Below are 16,230 nucleotides of genomic sequence, written 5' to 3'. Positions count from 1 at the left end.
TTATAAATACGAGTATATTTTCATTATGGACTACAATACTGGAAAAGAACTAGCTAGAGTAAGAGCTGATGGGATTTATAGACCAGACGTAAATCAAGCTTATAATACTTTAGGAAATGTTGGCTATCATGTATCTTTCAATATGCGTGATTTCCCTAATAAGAAAGTATACGTCATGATGCGTGCGACAAACGATCCAGAAGGAAATACTAAGGGTGGAGCACAAGATTTTCATGACAAGCGTTGGTATTTAAATATTCCACAACGATAAAAAATTCCCCCCTCTTTGAGGGGCGGTACATAAAAATTTATTATTTAGATTCTATAAACATGTGCAACTTATCTAACAACAAAGTATATATTCTACAGAAGTAAACAAATAGCTTATATTTTAGGATGTACACAAATTGACAAGTATAATAAAACTTTGATAAAATACAAATGTTTTTTATTTTTATGTGTGATTAGTTAGAACTTACTTAAATCCTATTATAATATTTTTGTTAATGATTTTAATAAAATGATTGGAGAGAAAATGATGGATCAAAAAGCGTTTATCGAATCTATTGATTCTACAATCGATAGATTAAAAAAAGAAATTCGATTTTATAATAGAGTAATTGGTATCGGAAATATTATAAAAATAGTCTTATCAGCTAGTATCCCAATATTAATTGATCAGGCTTCCGAACACAGGTCTTTACTATTGATTGTTTCAATTGCTTCAGCAATAATTACAATTATACAAAGTGGGATGTCTGCATTTAATTATCAAGATAAAGTACAGACTTCGACAGAGTTATTAATGAAAATTGAAAAAGAAAAGTTGTTATATATAACGAAAACATCCCCATATAATAAAACAGATGAAGAAAATTTCCATTTAATCGTTACAACCCTTCAAACTGAATTAATTGATATTATCTCTGATTTTAATCAAGTTAATAACTAAAAATTTATTTAATTAGAAAGTAGTGCAGATAATACTAATTGTACAATTAAGAAAAGAGATAAGACTTTACATTCCTAAAAAAATGTAAAGTCTTATCTCTTTTCTTAATGCTATAAATTCATAATAACATTATGGACAATAAATTTAAAATTTATTCAGACTGTAGACAAACTCCTAAATTTAGAGTGTTGTTTGCAGTCTGACGTCTCAAAAATGAATCGTATAAATCAATTATAGTAATAAGTCATTGATTTCTTTAAATTCTTTATCAAGTTCTTTTTCATCATATTTTTCATATTTATCAGCTTCATGAAGAACTTTTTTAATTTCATGAATAGCCTTTCGTTCAACTAACCATTTTTTTAGGTTATGTTTTTTTTCTGGATTTTCAGATAACGTATCAAGTTCGTCTAACTCTTTATCCAATTTATTGACAACAGAAACAATTTTGTTTACAACTTTTTCTTCTTTGTTTTCTAAATTTGACATTTATCTTCACGTCCTTTTTATTTGATAATTTAAGTATAGAACTTTGATATAGTTTATACAAATAGAAACGCTTCTTCGTGTATTCTGTGATTTTCTTTTGAAATGAGGAAAACTTTGGAGTAAAATGAACGTGGACAGAACAATATTTAGGAGGAATAAACTATGTGTACGTCTATTACTTATGTAACAAGTGATCATTATTTTGGAAGGAATTTTGATTATGAAATATCTTACAATGAAGTAGTCACTGTTACTCCAAGAAATTATAAGTTGAATTTTCGAAAGGTAAATGATTTGGATACTCATTATGCAATGATTGGTATTGCCGCTGGTATAGCTGACTACCCTCTTTATTACGATGCGACAAATGAAAAAGGATTGAGTATGGCTGGGCTAAATTTTTCTGGGTATGCTGATTATAAAGAAATACAAGAAGGGAAAGACAATGTATCTCCTTTTGAATTTATTCCTTGGATTTTAGGACAATGCTCAACAGTAGGAGAAGCTAAAAAATTGTTAAAAAATATCAATTTAGCAAATATAAATTATAGTGATGAACTTCCTTTATCCCCTTTACATTGGCTATTAGCTGATAAAGAAAAATCAATTGTCATTGAAAGTATGAAAGATGGACTTCATATATATGATAACCCTGTGGGCGTTCTTACCAATAATCCTTCATTTGACTATCAATTATTTAATTTAAACAATTATCGTGTCTTATCGAGTGAAACTCCTAAAAATAATTTTTCAAATCAAATAAGTTTGAATGCCTATAGCCGCGGTATGGGAGGGATAGGCTTGCCTGGAGATTTATCCTCAGTATCTCGTTTTGTTAAAGCGACTTTTACGAAGCTGAATTCTGTATCTGGAGATTCAGAGTCAGAAAGTATTAGTCAATTTTTCCATATCTTAGGTTCAGTAGAACAACAAAAAGGTTTGTGTGATGTTGGTGATGGAAAATATGAATATACAATTTATTCTTCTTGTTGCAATGTTGACAAAGGAATCTATTATTATCGAACATATGAAGACAGTCAAATTACTGCAATTGATATGAATAAAGAAGACTTAGATAGTCATAAGTTAATTAGTTATCCAATTATAGAAAAACAACAAATTAAATATATAAATTAGTTAATGTGTTGTGATTGATTATTTAATATAGATATAATACAAAAAGGCAAAGATATTTTCAAAACATTTTTTCTTGATGTGATATCCTTGTCTTTTTTGTAATGTTTTTAACTTATTGCTTTTGCAAAATTTATTTACCTGTTTTCTGGATCAACGATAGTGTATATTATGCTATCCTTGTTTGGATTTTAGGACGTTTAAAGAGGCACTTTTTTACATAACTTAATCCATAGACATAGACCTTTTAAGCATGCTGTGAGATAATAATAAAGAAGAGTTTAAAGCGCACCCCAAACCACTTCCCCATAAGTGTATTACGCTTTAAACTCTTTTATATTTGAATTCACTAAGAAGCATACCATATTTTTGAAAAAAAGTGAGAAAAAAGGCTTATAATTAGGATTTAGAGTAATTAATTAGATGTTTATTTTATAGGACTGATACTATAGATTACAAATAGTATCGTATTTCGCAATCTTAAATTATCTTCTTACTATAAATAAGATAATAAAATTTGTATTTGTCCTTTTTAGGTAACTTATTTTAATCTATATACCTTTCTGGATCAACGAAAGTATACTTTATATAGTCATAACGCCGATGATCGCTCCGTGCGTCTGGCACGTCAGACACGATATCAAACAAAAAATATACATCTTTCTTCATTCTAGTTTTCGCAGCAGGAATTTTAAAGTAGTTCTTATTAGAATAGTAGAGATTGATTAATAAGCTATCTTCGATTGCTAAAAAGAAAACTTCTGAATCCCATACTTTGTGAAAGTCTTTAATGAATTTGTTCGAAGGATCAAATTTAAACCATAATTGTGTTTTTCCTTCCATTAACATATAAAGTTCACCTCAAAAAGAGTATACGAACAAACGTTCTTATTGTAAACCCTAAAATAGATTTTCCTGAATATGTATTGACAATATCTAAACGATAATATGCATTTCTTCTTATAAAAAGACCCTAGCAATTAAATTTGGTTGAGGTCTTTTTTCGTTCTTCTATTAATTTTTCTAACTCCTGTTTCAATATACATATAAAAAAGTAAAAATAATAGAAAAACTAGTGATAGCTTTGGTGATAGTGATATTAAAAATCAGAAAAGATAGAAAAAACAAGAGATAGATAAAATGCTGATATTTCGGCGTTTTCTAACGGTATAAAAGAGAAAAAAAGTAATAAATGTATACATGATACAAGAAAAACATGTTCGCACTTCTAGGCAAACCAGGCTTTGAAGACCTTGCCAAAGAATTGAACGAACGCCTGTAAGATAAGGGTTTTTCACTAGATTTAAATAATTAGTGATAGAAACATGCTGACTTTAAAATGAAAGCTGGTACCCATTTAGGTACTTAACACATATCGGCACCATTTATTCGGAAAAAGGGGGCTGTGACAAGAATTTTGTCCCAGCCTCTTGTTTGTATGGGAATCGATTCATTGCCTTGTTCTTTAGTTAAGGACTTGAAGAACAGGAAAGTGACTTCGAAGACCAATTCTATTTTTTTCTAAAATCAGTAAGTAAAAAAGCACTCACTTCGAGTGCTTTTTTGCGATATTTTCTTAGTGTTAAGATAGCCCTAATTTGTCTTTTACAGATGAAGGTACTTTATCGCTAGTGATTACTTTTTTCTCTATAATTCGCTTTTCGCTTGCTTTCAACTGCAAGATTGTTCCTTCGGGATAAGCAGAACCATTAGCAGAGTCGCCAGAAGTAATGACATCAAAATCCAATTGTCTTTTTTCACCGTTTTCAGCGTACGCATCTACGTTATATTTAAACCCTTTTCCAATTACTTCTCCATTATCTGCTTTAATATCAGTTTCTGCAGGCATCGGTGCTTTGATTACTGCATAATAATCTTTTCCAACATAAGTAGACTGATAGTAGTCCCAGCCTTTCCAACCTATAAAAGCAATCAATACGATAACGATTAACCCTAAAATTTTTTTCATGAAAATTCTCCTTTTTTATTTTTATTCTATAGAATATTATACAAATCATAACAAAATATCATCATCGAAACAGCTAACAAAATTGTCATAAAAAGCGACGATAATTGATATTAAAACTATATTTTTGTTTAGGTCAAGAACAAATGACAGATATAATGACCAAATGTATGTAAAAAATATAAAAAGACGTCTGTCGCGGATCACCGTTACAAACGTCTTCTATTGATTTTCCGAGATCTCATCAGTCGCCATTTGGAATGGGTCACTCCCTATCTAGATTCATTTAATGCTCGGACTGCTTGTTCAATTGTAATACCAAACGCAACGTTATTTTCGTTTTGTGCATCAATCGCCATAAAACGGTTAGAAGTTGTATCAAAGGCTACGCGGTATTGCATATTTGTTTTTGTAAACGTCATAAAATTCATCTCCTTTGTAATGTAATTCAGTTCTTGAAAGTTTCCTTTAAACTTTCGAACCTATAACAAGTTTAGCATCGTCCGTTTTTTCATGCAATTAAAAAGCATTTATCACTTTTCTTATTTATTTTTTCTTAAATCAATCAGCTGTTTTCTTTCAAGCCAATAAGTAGCCCAACCATCAACGTTACAAAGACTATTGCTTGGATATAAATCATATACTCACCCCTTGTAAATAATTTAGCAGGATAATGAAAAGAACACACGAACAACATAGGAATATAAACAAACGTTTTTGTCACAACATCTAGAATTATGATAAGAAAATAGTTATCTAAAAAGTAAAAAATAAATCAAATAAAAATAAAAAAAATAAATAAAACGTTTTCAATTGAAGGGAGATTTGTTATTATAAAATAAAGAAAAACAAAGAAAAGAGGGAATGAAATGGTAAAAGCAGAAGTAGGAAGATCTTATATATGTAAACCGATTGGCGTATCTCACGAACTAATTGGCTGTATTGAACGTACATATAACAACACGGCTGTCGTGTATGTTGAAAGTTATGACCAACGAGACTATCCAATCATTTATGAAAGCAAGTACCGCATGCTCGTAAAATTCTGTGATATTAGTGCACCTGCTGAATTGGTTTCTTAAACAGTATTTTTGAGAATTCGCAAGAACTCCCTTATAATATAAATAAAGACAGAAGGGAGCGAGAAGATATGCCTAAAAGAAAAAGTTCAGGGAAAATGGGAATTATTCTTGCAGTGATCTCTGCAATTCCTGCTATTTTAGCTATTGTTCGTGCGATGAAGGAATCAAGAGATAATTAAGGACACGTTATGAATGTCAAACAAAAAACGCATATACCTGCGGTAACAGGTTATGCGTTTTTTGTTGTATAAAAACTTATTTCATTAACGATTTTTGATTAGCCAACACCCAAAACAAAATTTAGTAGCTTGTCTGAATAAGTGATTTCTTCATCTGTTTGTTTCACACTTTCATTTAGTAGTCCCATCTCATCGGTTATGATACCATCCACACCATAAAACATCATGCGACTCATAGCATCTGAATCGTTGATCGTCCATACATATACTTTTTTTCCATCTTGATGGGCAGAATTAATGAAGTTACGATTGATCGTACTATACTCCATTGTCAAAAAATCAGCAGGCGTTACGGGAGGCCCAACGATATTGAAAGGCAAGATATAGCCCACATAAAAGTTTGGTTCTGCTTCTTTTAAATCAGAAACAGTTTGGTACGTCAAACTTTGCAAAATATGATGATTCTCTGAAATCGCTTTGCGGTATTTCTGAACAAATCGTTCGACCAGGTCATCTGAATCTTTTTTAGAGGTCTTAATCTCAATAAGTAATTTTTGGTTCAATTCATGCGCTTTTTCTAAATAAGAATCAAAAGAACACACAGGGGCTTGGAACCCATTTTCAGTAACCGTAAGATTTGTCAATTCTTTCAACGTCAAATCCTGTGGTGTTCGATTTACCCCAGTTAAGTGACGAAGATTTGCATCATGCATCACTACGAAACGGCCATCTTTTGTTTCCTGCACATCCATCTCTATATAATCAGGATGATAGTCTCTGCTTGTTTTTTCAAGTGCTTCTAAAGTATTTTGCGCCCCATTTTGCGTACTTACACCTCTGTGAGATACAGTCACTGGTTTTGTCTGAACTGCCGAAGTCAGATAATCCATATTGTAAAGACAAACGCCAATACCGAAAAAAACTGCAAAAAGGGTCAAACCAGTGTTTTTCAGCGCAGATAAATGCACGTTGGACGTTTGAGGCGTAAACCACTTGGGAATCTCTGGTAAGAAACCTTCGTCATCCATGAAATCAACGATGATATAAAAAATTCCTACAGTAGACATCACGATATTGAATAATAAAATTCCTTGTAAAAGCGTCATCGCAAATACAGCGCTGATCAATGCGTAATTCGGGAAAAATTCTTCAACAACACTTTGTGCCAAAATAACAACGATATATCCCAAAGAAGAAAGAAGTAAAATCGTACCGCCAATCACGATAAATTGCCCCGTGATAGCAAAAAGACGTGATTTGGTCAGCAACCAGCTTTCTCGAATGGATGCTCGAAAAGGTCGATCTCGTAAAATCATTTCAGGTAAAGCGAAAATCAGCCGAATCCCAATATAGCCAAGAAAAATGTAAACGAGTAAAAAGGAACTGACGACGATCCAACGGTTAGCAAAAATAAAATCCATGATAAAAGCAGGGATTTTTATTTTTGACAGTAGATCAGAATTGAAACTTAACCCGCTGATCGGTAGAATCAATAAAAAATAAGCAAGAAAAAACAGAAAAGTAATAGGTCTCACTTTCTTCAGTTGAAGTATCGTCAAGTGCAAGAGCTGCTTTAAAGAAACGGGTTCTTTCTTTTTAATAAAGAAGACACTCATCAAAAGAAATGCAAATTCGAAATAAACCAATAGTAAAATCGTCAATAAAACGGCGATTAACGACAGCAGAACTCCAGGATGCTGAGAGAAAATCAAAGGAATATTGTCATAAGACAAATAGTCAATTGCTCCTCGGTGCAAAATAAAACGAGTCGTACTGCTCAATAAGGGTAAACAAATAAATAAAATAAAGCCATGCATCAGCAAGACATCACGGAAATAAGCTTGTGTTCCTTTCAAAAAATCCCACGCGTTGCCTAAGCTACGTTTCAAATAATTCATCCTATCACCTACTTTCACATTGTAGCGCAAATCCAATGAAAAAGGAAAGGGTGCAATGTATCTTGCAGATCCTTTCCCAGACTTAACATTGGTAATCAATCAATAACTGATTTTGCAAAATAAATATTAACCAAGAAGACCACTTAGATATTGTCCTCCATAAATCAAAGCCATACTGTATAAGAAAATCGATAGTGGTTTAGCTATCAAAATAATCAGTGTATATCGTTTCATTGAAATGTTTGTCAATCCAGCCATCAAACATAACGCATCGTCCGGAGCAACAGGAAGAAAAATAGCTAGAGCAAACAGCTTCTCAAAGCGGTTTTGATTGTCTAACCAGCCAATATATTTGTTATAGGTCTTATCGCTGATCATGGAAAGAATGAATGGTTTTCCGTAACGTCGTCCTAGAAGAAAGATAATAATCGAACCAATACAGATTCCAACATAATTGTAAATAAAGCCAGCATAAGGACCAAATATCAGAACACCCGCTGCAGTGCTGATTCCTCCAGGAATGATTGGAATAACCACTTGCAAGATTTGGATGAAGATAAAAATGACCGGACCTAAAATGATCGAATCACCTACTAATCCTCTTAAAGCATTCAAATCTTTGAAAACACCTAAATTAATAAAATAAATCGTCAGCGCGATCGATAGACCTAATCCAATAATGGAAATGAAGTTTATCAGTTTTCGAGAGGCAGCAATATTCATTATTCATCAACTCCTTAGAGGTTCTTTGGTATCTATACTTTACTAGAAAAGCAACTGTCTGCGCCACTTTTTAAGATGACAGAAAACAAACAATTTTGTAAGTTCATCATACGTTCATTGTAAGTATAAAAGAATAATCTCAAAAAAACATCCAACTAAAGACTTATTTAATATCTTGTTTTTTCAAAAATAGAAAAAAGATAGAAAACGTTAACAATTATGCTTGGAAAGCATACTGATGGAGTAAACTAAGCATTGGACAGGTTAAAAAATAGGGCTTAAAATAAAATGCGAAGAAACAATAGATAATGATGTTACTTAAGAACAGTGTTTGAATCACCTAGCAATCACGAACGGAGGAAGTAAAAAAATGGCAGAAAAACAAACCGCAGGAAGAGATCAATTGGGGGAGTTTGCACCAAAATTTGCAGAATTGAATGACGATGTTTTATTTGGAGAAGTATGGTCAAGAGAAGAATTATCTCCTCATCAGCGTAGTATCATCACCCTATCTGCTTTGATCTCAGAAGGGAATTTTGAACAATTGCCGGCTCATCTGAAAATTGGCAAGCAAAATGGCATTACTAGTGAAGAAATAGCAGAAATCATTACCCATTTAGCTTTTTATGTAGGGTGGCCAAAAGCTTGGTCGGCTTTTAGTTTATTTAGCAAAAGAAATCTATCTAGAAGAAAATAGTGAAGATAAGAAAGAGGCATAAATGATGACAAAACACGAAGAAATACAAAAAGGCGTGATTTTTCCAGCAGGTGAAAAAACGAAGCTTACGCTCAAGTATTTACCGGGCAAAGCTATCTGAATATGTTAGTAAACGATCCCGAAATTTCTGTTGGTGTAGGTAATGTAACTTTTGAACCAGGCTGTCGCAATCACTGGCATGTCCATACAGACGGTTATCAAATCTTACTTGTAACCGGAGGAGAAGGCTGGTATCAGGAAGAAGGAAAGCCAGCAAGACGATTAATGGCTGGAGATGTCGTCGTAACGCACAAAGGGATCAAACATTGGCATGGTGCGACAAAAGACAGTTGGTTTGAACATTTGGCGATCACTGCTGGTAATTCAGAGTTTTTAGAACCTGTAACAGATGAATTATACGAAGGATTGGAAAATCAATAATATCAAGCTTAGAACAGCTCCTAAAAGTAGATTTTTAATCGAACTTTCAGGAGCTGTTTTAGGTGGATGAAGCTGTTTTGTAGAATAGGCTAATAATAAGGGCGAGGAGAAGCACGCCGAAAAATTTTGATATTGATAATCGGCTGGGCATACATGATTTCCACATCGTCAATCAAACTACCTAGCAGATGATAATCTTCCCGATCATGTCGAGGATTACCTAATAGCTCCTGATAGTAGATTTCCATGCTAGGGTCTCGAGGATTGTTCAGCAAATCAGCAAGTACATCTAGATCTTCTGGCTGAGATTCTGTTGTGCCCTGTATTTCTATGAAAAGTCCCTCCTCAGCAAATTCTACGCCAATACGTATTTCAGTTATTTCGTGGGAATATAGATAAGTAAGAAGCTCATCGATGATTCTTTTTGATAATTCTTTTTCCAAGTGTCTTTTTTTCCTTTCTGACAGCAGTAAAGTTATCTAGTATCGGTACAAGGATACCTGCAACGAATCCAGTTGAAAAACCACTGTTATATAAATTGAGTCCTCCGTGCAAAGTGCTGACGTTATGGACAAGAGCAACAAGAGCAATATGTAACATACCAGCTATTACACCGTAAAAACTGCCGTAAAAACCGCTTATGGGCGCGAGGCCTGTTCCAAACACAGCGGCAACGAGCATGCCGGTGCTGGTGATCTCATGAAACGTCCCAAACAAAGAAGCAAGAAAAATTCCGACTAGTATCGGAAAACTGTTTTTTAAATGACAACCAAAAGCACTGAAACCAACCGCAGATAAAATAGCACCGATGACAGGACCATTTAACTTACCACCAACCAGCAAAACATAAGAAGAAAGCATTAGACCAACTAGCCCCACGTTGATCAAAGTAGCACCGATACCAGAATTAGCAATGAAATCAGTTGTCAGTTTACCAGATGAATCGAAAATCTCTCGAATACCCGAAAGTCGAAAGGAATTATAATAGAAACCAAAACCGACTGTCAGCAAAAAAAAGCCGAAAATGATCCAGACGAGAGGGGAATGGTATTCATTGGAAACCAATGTATTCTCGACGATTGAGTAGCTGAACAATCGCAAAACAGCAGTAAAAGCCATGGCAATCAAGCCTGAGGTAAATCCAATATTATAAAGCGTGAACCCGCGATGGAAAACTAAAGTTTGAGCAGCTAACGGCGGAAGAAGAAGACCAATTGCTATACCAGCCAAATTTCCCAGTAGAATTCCTACTAGCAAAGGAAAGCGCATACCAAAAGTAATGTAACTAACGACCGGCGACAATGCGCTGCCGAACAGTCCTATCATAATATACTGAGAAAAAGGTTTATTGACAAATACAGCATACAGGTATACACCTAAAATGATCGAGATTGAATTATAAAGGTTTTTGCCAAAAAAAGAAAAACCGGTAACTGTTAAAATCGAAGCGAATAAGGGGCCATTTAAAATCACCTTTTACCGGTAAGCCACAAGCACAGAAAGTAAGGTCAAGATCCCAACGTTTATAAATGCGCTTCCAAAACCACCCAAAGCAAAATAATCTGTCAGAAGATTGCTTGGCGAGGTAAGAATAGTCAGTAGACCACTCCAATTAGCGGCAGGTGTACCAGAAACTAAGCCAATAAAAAGAAAAAAAGCACCTGTAAAACTAAGATAAAAATATTTTCTTTTCTGTGAAACGATTCTTTTTTGAGGATGAATATAAATAACGTCAGTTTCGTTTTCCATTACACACCTTCTTTTTCGTTTTCTTTAACTATAACTTGAAATGAAAGATTTGGTCAACTATCATTTAGGTTAAAACTAAAAATGTAAGGGAACCCAGTGAATTTAACCAAATTTTTTTAATTTTGCAAAAAAAGTTAAAGAAGACTGAGAAAAAAATTTAAAATATAACGTTTTGAGTAAAATGTTTGCAAAAAATACTAAAAATAGGGTACAATAAAACAACATATACTGCAGTAAAGAAGTGGGGGAGTTTTAATGAGAAGAAAAGTCTATACCAAGGATCAAATTCTAAAAGCTGCTTATGATGTTGTTGCAAAGGAAGGGTTTAAAGGATTTACTGCGAGAAACATTGCGAAAAAGATGGGGATTTCGACTCAGCCAATTTATCTGGAATTCAAAAACATGGAAGATTTGAAAAATACGTTATTGGATTCGATCTTTGAACAACTAAAAGAAGATGTTTTCCCTATTGAGCGTACGGGTGATAAAATCATTGATCTCGGTTTGAACTATATCTACTTTGCAAAGAAACATCATAGTCTTTACATGGCATTGTACATTGATGAACATGGGGACGGAAAGAAAATTCATGATTTTTCTTACAACTATTTCCGTGAAATAGTCAAAGAAGATGAAAGATACAATCAATTATCGGATGATTATATCGATGCCTTGCATACTGGTACATGGGTAGCGGTGACTGGCTTAGCATCATTGATGTCATCAAACATCATGCATCCAACAGAAGAACAAATCATCGCACTGATCAAACGGACAATTGACTCGATTTTAGCACTAGATAATCCTGAAACAATCAGATAGTGTTCTATCATGATGAATTTGATCGGTAAGTCCGTTGGCTGTAAACTGTCAATGGACTTTTTTTGTAAAAAAACGGTTTCTGTTATTTATCTGTTAGAAATAGGCTTGACATTTCGTGGGAAAAGTTTAAAAATAGTACTTGCGGAAGGTTGGCAGAGTGGTAATGCACCGGACTCGAAATCCGGCGAGCCGCAGTAATGTGGTGCACGGGTTCAAATCCCGTACCTTCCTTATATATCCATGTTTAGACACGATTTCGGTCGTGTCTTTTTGTTTGGAGGCTATTTTTTGAACAGCATCCACTAATATTTTTTTAACACGAAGAGAATAAGATAGCCTCAAAAAAGAAAACATGGTAAATTAGATATCGGGACTTTATTTTCTGTAAAAACAGAAACTTTCATCTTTTGTTTTCACGTGACGAAACTGTAAGAGAGAAAATATTCGTCCGCTATTTATTCTATGTTAAGATGCATATGGATGAAATAAACAGTAATTTTATATTAGGATGTGAAAGTTAAATGTGCGGTATTGTAGGTTTTGTTAACGACAAGGACAACAAAAAAACAATTATTAATACAATGATGGATCGAATCGTTCACCGTGGACCTAATAGTTCAGGGGAATATATCGATAAACACGTTGCTTTAGGATTTAGAAGATTAAGTATTATTGACTTAGAGGGCGGTACTCAGCCTATTTACAATGAAGATCGAACAAAGATCATTATTTTTAATGGCGAAATCTATAATTATCAGCCTTTGAGAGAAGAATTGATTACAGCTGGTCACGTTTTTCAAACACATGCAGATACAGAAGTCCTTTTGCATGGTTACGAAGAATGGGGAACAGAATTATTGCAAAAAATCCGCGGAATGTTTGCTTTTGCTATTTGGGATAATGAAAAAAATGAGTTATTCGGTGCGAGAGACCATTTTGGGATCAAACCATACTATTATGCAGAAATGAACGGAACATTTATGTTTGGTTCAGAAATCAAAAGTTTTTTGCCTCATCCTGATTTTAATAAAGAATTGAATAAAGAAGCATTGAAACCTTATATGACTTTCCAATATTCTCCATTGAACGGTGAAACCTTCTTCAAAGGTGTCTATCGTTTGCCTGAAGGTCATTATTATACGTATAAAGACGGAAAACTGGACATTCAACAATATTGGGATGCAGATTTTGAAACAAAAGAAACGCATTCCCGACAAGAATGGATCGAAAAAATCGACGAGACTGTTCAAGCTTCTATTGAAGCACACACAATCAGCGATGTAGAAGTTGGTTCTTTCTTATCCAGCGGGGTCGATTCCAGTTATGTAACCTCTGTATTGAAACCAGATCATTCTTTCTCAATTGGGTTTGATGATAAAACCTATAATGAAGCGATTGAAGCCAGAAAACTAACAGAATTGTTGGACTTAGACAATACGGCAGCTGTAATCGACGGAGACATGTCTTTTAAAGCATTCCCATTGATCCAGTATCACTTAGATGAACCAGACTCAAATCCTTCTTGTGTGCCGTTGTACTTTTTAGCAAATCTCGCTTCACAAAGTGTACGGGTGGTTCAATCAGGAGAAGGGGCAGATGAACTATTTGCGGGATACCAAACGTATGGATTCCACACGAATTCAAAATTTATCCGTGTGATTGCGCAAGGACTGAAAAAATTGCCAAAAGGGACACGCTATAATTTAGGACGTAAAATCGGAAAAATGAAAAATTTCCATGGACGTATCCATTTATATGAATCACTTGCGCCAGCAAAAGAATATTTTATCGGGCATGCTCGAGTGTTCGAAGAATCAGAAGCATCAGAAGTGTTGACGCCAAAATATCAAACAGCGCCATCTGTGAATGAGATCATGACTGTTCATTACGAGAAAACAGAAGGAATCAAAGATGAAGTCAATAAGATGCAATACGTCGATCTTCATCAATGGATGCCAAAAGATATTTTGTTGAAGGCAGATAAACTTTCTATGGCTAGTTCTCTAGAAGTTCGAGTACCTTTACTGGATATCGAAGTCATGAAATTGGCTCAACAAATACCAAGTAAGTTCTTGTTGAATCAAAACAACACAAAAGATATTTTCAGACAAGCTGCGAACAAACATCTTCCAGAAGAGTGGTCGAATCGTGTGAAATTAGGATTCCCTGTGCCAATCAAAGCTTGGTTGAAAGAAGAACACGGCTACGAACAAGTCAAAGCACTATTCGAAGCAGATTTTGCAAAAGAATTTTTTGATCAAGAAAAAATTATGAAGTTGCTAGATGACCATCACGAAGGACGTAAAGAAGAACAACGTAAAATCTGGACGATCTTCAGTTTCTTGACATGGTATAAAGTTTACTTTGTCGATGAAACGATTCCGCAAGCAGAAGCAATCGACTATGTGACTGTTTGATAAAAAAAGAAACAACAATATGAGAAGAAGCATAGAAGCATGTGAGATGATCTCCTTGTTTCTATGCTTCTTTTTAAGCGCTTAGTAACTGATTTCTTTTTCTTTTGTCCCATCTTTTTTATAAATGATCAAAGTTGATTGTTTGTTTTTAGCTACTTGCTTTCCTTTTTCGATTGCTTCTTTTTTTGTATCAAAATGGTTGCTTGCCTTTTTTGCCCCTTTAGATTTCACGATCCATTGTTTTTCCTCATATTCTACGATCACATCTGAATCAAGCAGTTTTCCGGCACGAGGATTCGTATCGTGTTCATCCGTCTTGCTTGGATTTTTTTCTTTTTCGAAGGTTCGTTTTTCTGATTCACTAGCATCTTCATCCCATTTTTTTGCTTGATCAATGGCAATTGGGATCGCACGGCTATCAGGGTACCCTTCATCCAACAGTGCATTTGCGATGTCGATTGCTTTTTTTCTTGTCAGTTTATCTAAGTTTTTCATTGATGCAGGAAAGTCCTTCATGTTCCATGGCATATTAGTATCCCCCTTTATTAAAAAACATAATCTATATAAACAAGTGTAAGGGTATTTATACAAAAAGGAAAAGATTTTGTTTGAGAAGTAAAACCGTTGTATTTATCGTCAAGTAGTTTTACTTAACAAAATCGTGAAAAACACTAGCAATCTAGAAAAAATCATGGTAAGATAATCAAGTCTGAGAGTCATCTTAGAGGATTCTTGTAAAAATGGGAGGGAAAAACATGCGCGTAAACATCACTTTAGAGTGTACTTCTTGTAAAGAACGTAACTACCTAACAAGCAAAAACAAACGTAACAATCCTGATCGTTTGGAAAAACAAAAATATTGCCCACGCGAACGCAAAGTTACTTTGCACCGTGAAACAAAATAATGTTTTTAAAGTTCTCAATTCCTTGCTGGTCAAAGAATTGAGACTTTTTTTATCTCAAACCATCTAAAATCATAAGGAGCGGATGATATGTTTATTTCAATGTGGGCACAAGATAGGAATGGTCTGATCGGCAAAAATGGATTGCTACCGTGGCGATTGCCAAATGACATGCGTTTTTTTCGTGAACATACAATGGATCGAATCTTAGTGATGGGAAGAAAGACCTATGAAGGAATGGGCGATCTCTCACTTCCTTATCGCCATATCATCGTGTTGACAACGCAACCGAACTTTCGCACGAAAGAAAATGCAGAAGTGATGCATTCAATCGATGAACTTTTGGCGTATAGTCAAACAATCTCAGAAGATATCTATGTTTCGGGTGGCAGTCGGATTTTTCAAGAACTTCTTCCTTACACCGGTCGTATCTGGCGGACATTGATTGATAGCACGTTTGAAGGAGATACGTATATTGGGGATATCGATTTTTCAGACTTCGCTCTTATAGAGGAATACGAGGGAATAACGGATCAGGAAAATTTATATGCCCATCGTTTTCAAAAATGGGAAAGAGTAAGAAATAAGGTTGTTTCAAAAGAAGAATAATATCCGGGTATTTAGTTTTTAATAACGCCGATTGTAAAATTAAGCTAGACAACTAAAAAAGTCATTTGTGCTACACTCAAAATAGTTCCGACCAAAGAATTATAAGGAGTGAGTACAAATGACCTATACCCATCTTACAACGGATGAACTTGTAATAATAGGGTCTTATT

Annotated in this window: 15 protein-coding genes, 1 tRNA gene and 4 pseudogenes; 11 read left to right on the top strand and 9 right to left on the bottom strand. The window is 34.3% G+C overall.

All coding sequences use genetic code 11. The annotated features are described in order from the left end of the window. A pseudogene (locus tag KFO35_RS12985) lies at positions 1–271 on the top strand (N-acetylmuramoyl-L-alanine amidase); the annotation flags it as partial. Positions 272–520: 249 nt separating this feature from the next. Further along, a complete protein-coding gene (locus KFO35_RS12980) occupies positions 521–952 on the top strand; it encodes a DUF4231 domain-containing protein (protein ID WP_002308843.1) in 432 nt (143 codons plus the stop codon). 231 nt (positions 953–1,183) lie between these two features. On the opposite strand, the gene KFO35_RS12975 is transcribed toward KFO35_RS12980, so the two are convergent. Then, positions 1,184–1,441 carry a hypothetical protein gene (locus KFO35_RS12975; RefSeq protein ID WP_002295273.1) on the bottom strand — a complete coding sequence of 86 codons (258 nt, stop codon included), beginning with the start codon at positions 1,439–1,441 and terminating at the stop codon, positions 1,184–1,186. A gap of 162 nt (positions 1,442–1,603) precedes the next feature. On the opposite strand from KFO35_RS12975, the gene bsh reads away from it, so the two are divergent. After that, entirely contained in the window at positions 1,604–2,578 is a 975-nt protein-coding gene (gene bsh / locus KFO35_RS12970; RefSeq protein WP_002287105.1) for a choloylglycine hydrolase, read from the top strand. Between the two features lie 543 nt (positions 2,579–3,121). On the opposite strand, the gene KFO35_RS12965 is transcribed toward bsh, so the two are convergent. From KFO35_RS12965 to KFO35_RS12955, 3 genes are all read right to left on the bottom strand, one after another. Continuing rightward, positions 3,122–3,424: a DUF5960 family protein gene (locus KFO35_RS12965; protein WP_156272403.1), complete on the bottom strand. Its 303-nt coding sequence runs from the start codon at positions 3,422–3,424 to the stop codon at positions 3,122–3,124. Between the two features lie 733 nt (positions 3,425–4,157). After that, positions 4,158–4,544, bottom strand: a complete 387-nt coding sequence (locus KFO35_RS12960) for a YxeA family protein (RefSeq protein ID WP_002308846.1) — start codon at positions 4,542–4,544, stop codon at positions 4,158–4,160. A 269-nt stretch (positions 4,545–4,813) separates the two neighbouring features. Next, complete coding sequence (locus tag KFO35_RS12955) at positions 4,814–4,963, bottom strand: hypothetical protein (protein ID WP_002293931.1); 150 nt, start codon at positions 4,961–4,963, stop codon at positions 4,814–4,816. A 447-nt stretch (positions 4,964–5,410) separates the two neighbouring features. On the opposite strand from KFO35_RS12955, the gene KFO35_RS12950 reads away from it, so the two are divergent. Further along, a complete protein-coding gene (locus KFO35_RS12950) occupies positions 5,411–5,623 on the top strand; it encodes a hypothetical protein (protein ID WP_002314783.1) in 213 nt (70 codons plus the stop codon). A gap of 277 nt (positions 5,624–5,900) precedes the next feature. On the opposite strand, the gene KFO35_RS12945 is transcribed toward KFO35_RS12950, so the two are convergent. Together KFO35_RS12945 and KFO35_RS12940 are read right to left on the bottom strand one after the other, a co-directional pair. Beyond that, positions 5,901–7,700, bottom strand: coding sequence for a glycerophosphoryl diester phosphodiesterase membrane domain-containing protein (locus KFO35_RS12945; protein ID WP_156272405.1), 1,800 nt, complete (start codon positions 7,698–7,700; stop codon positions 5,901–5,903). A 126-nt stretch (positions 7,701–7,826) separates the two neighbouring features. Continuing rightward, a complete protein-coding gene (locus KFO35_RS12940) occupies positions 7,827–8,423 on the bottom strand; it encodes a TVP38/TMEM64 family protein (protein WP_002308851.1) in 597 nt (198 codons plus the stop codon). A gap of 370 nt (positions 8,424–8,793) precedes the next feature. Between KFO35_RS12940 and KFO35_RS12935 the strand changes: the two are divergent. Together KFO35_RS12935 and KFO35_RS12930 are read left to right on the top strand one after the other, a co-directional pair. Then, a pseudogene (locus KFO35_RS12935) lies at positions 8,794–9,142 on the top strand (carboxymuconolactone decarboxylase family protein). Continuing rightward, positions 9,143–9,561, top strand: a pseudogene (locus tag KFO35_RS12930) (cupin domain-containing protein). It abuts the pseudogene before it with no gap. 89 nt (positions 9,562–9,650) lie between these two features. Here the strand turns inward: KFO35_RS12930 and KFO35_RS12925 are convergent. Further along, positions 9,651–10,004: a hypothetical protein gene (locus KFO35_RS12925; RefSeq protein WP_002308854.1), complete on the bottom strand. Its 354-nt coding sequence runs from the start codon at positions 10,002–10,004 to the stop codon at positions 9,651–9,653. After that, positions 9,970–11,310 (bottom strand): annotated as a pseudogene (locus tag KFO35_RS12920) (DUF1576 domain-containing protein). The gene KFO35_RS12925 and the pseudogene KFO35_RS12920 overlap by 35 nt, the downstream one beginning before the upstream one ends. Before the next feature lie 255 nt (positions 11,311–11,565). On the opposite strand from KFO35_RS12920, the gene KFO35_RS12915 reads away from it, so the two are divergent. The 3 genes from KFO35_RS12915 to asnB all read left to right on the top strand — a co-directional run bounded on the left by KFO35_RS12915 (position 11,566) and on the right by asnB (position 14,549). Then, complete coding sequence (locus KFO35_RS12915; RefSeq protein WP_010727129.1) at positions 11,566–12,132, top strand: TetR/AcrR family transcriptional regulator; 567 nt, start codon at positions 11,566–11,568, stop codon at positions 12,130–12,132. A 143-nt stretch (positions 12,133–12,275) separates the two neighbouring features. Then, positions 12,276–12,363 (top strand) — tRNA-Ser (locus KFO35_RS12910). A gap of 290 nt (positions 12,364–12,653) precedes the next feature. After that, complete coding sequence (gene asnB / locus KFO35_RS12905) at positions 12,654–14,549, top strand: asparagine synthase (glutamine-hydrolyzing) (RefSeq protein ID WP_002308857.1); 1,896 nt, start codon at positions 12,654–12,656, stop codon at positions 14,547–14,549. A gap of 81 nt (positions 14,550–14,630) precedes the next feature. Here the strand turns inward: asnB and KFO35_RS12900 are convergent, their stop codons facing one another. Further along, positions 14,631–15,077, bottom strand: coding sequence for a DUF2188 domain-containing protein (locus tag KFO35_RS12900; protein WP_070704966.1), 447 nt, complete (start codon positions 15,075–15,077; stop codon positions 14,631–14,633). 212 nt (positions 15,078–15,289) lie between these two features. Between KFO35_RS12900 and rpmG the strand changes: the two genes are divergently transcribed. Both rpmG and KFO35_RS12890 read left to right on the top strand, forming a co-directional pair. After that, the gene (gene rpmG, locus KFO35_RS12895) at positions 15,290–15,454 is read left to right on the top strand and encodes a 50S ribosomal protein L33 (protein WP_002320810.1); all 165 of its coding nucleotides are present in this window, start codon (positions 15,290–15,292) and stop codon (positions 15,452–15,454) included. An 87-nt stretch (positions 15,455–15,541) separates the two neighbouring features. Continuing rightward, positions 15,542–16,060 carry a dihydrofolate reductase gene (locus KFO35_RS12890; protein WP_002308859.1) on the top strand — a complete coding sequence of 173 codons (519 nt, stop codon included), beginning with the start codon at positions 15,542–15,544 and terminating at the stop codon, positions 16,058–16,060. Positions 16,061–16,230 lie beyond the last annotated feature (170 nt).

The organism is Enterococcus lactis (assembly GCF_015751045.1).
Lineage (GTDB): Bacteria > Bacillota > Bacilli > Lactobacillales > Enterococcaceae > Enterococcus_B > Enterococcus_B lactis.
The sequence above is the reverse complement of the archived record's forward strand: the minus strand, read 5'-3'. Positions and strand labels throughout refer to the sequence as shown.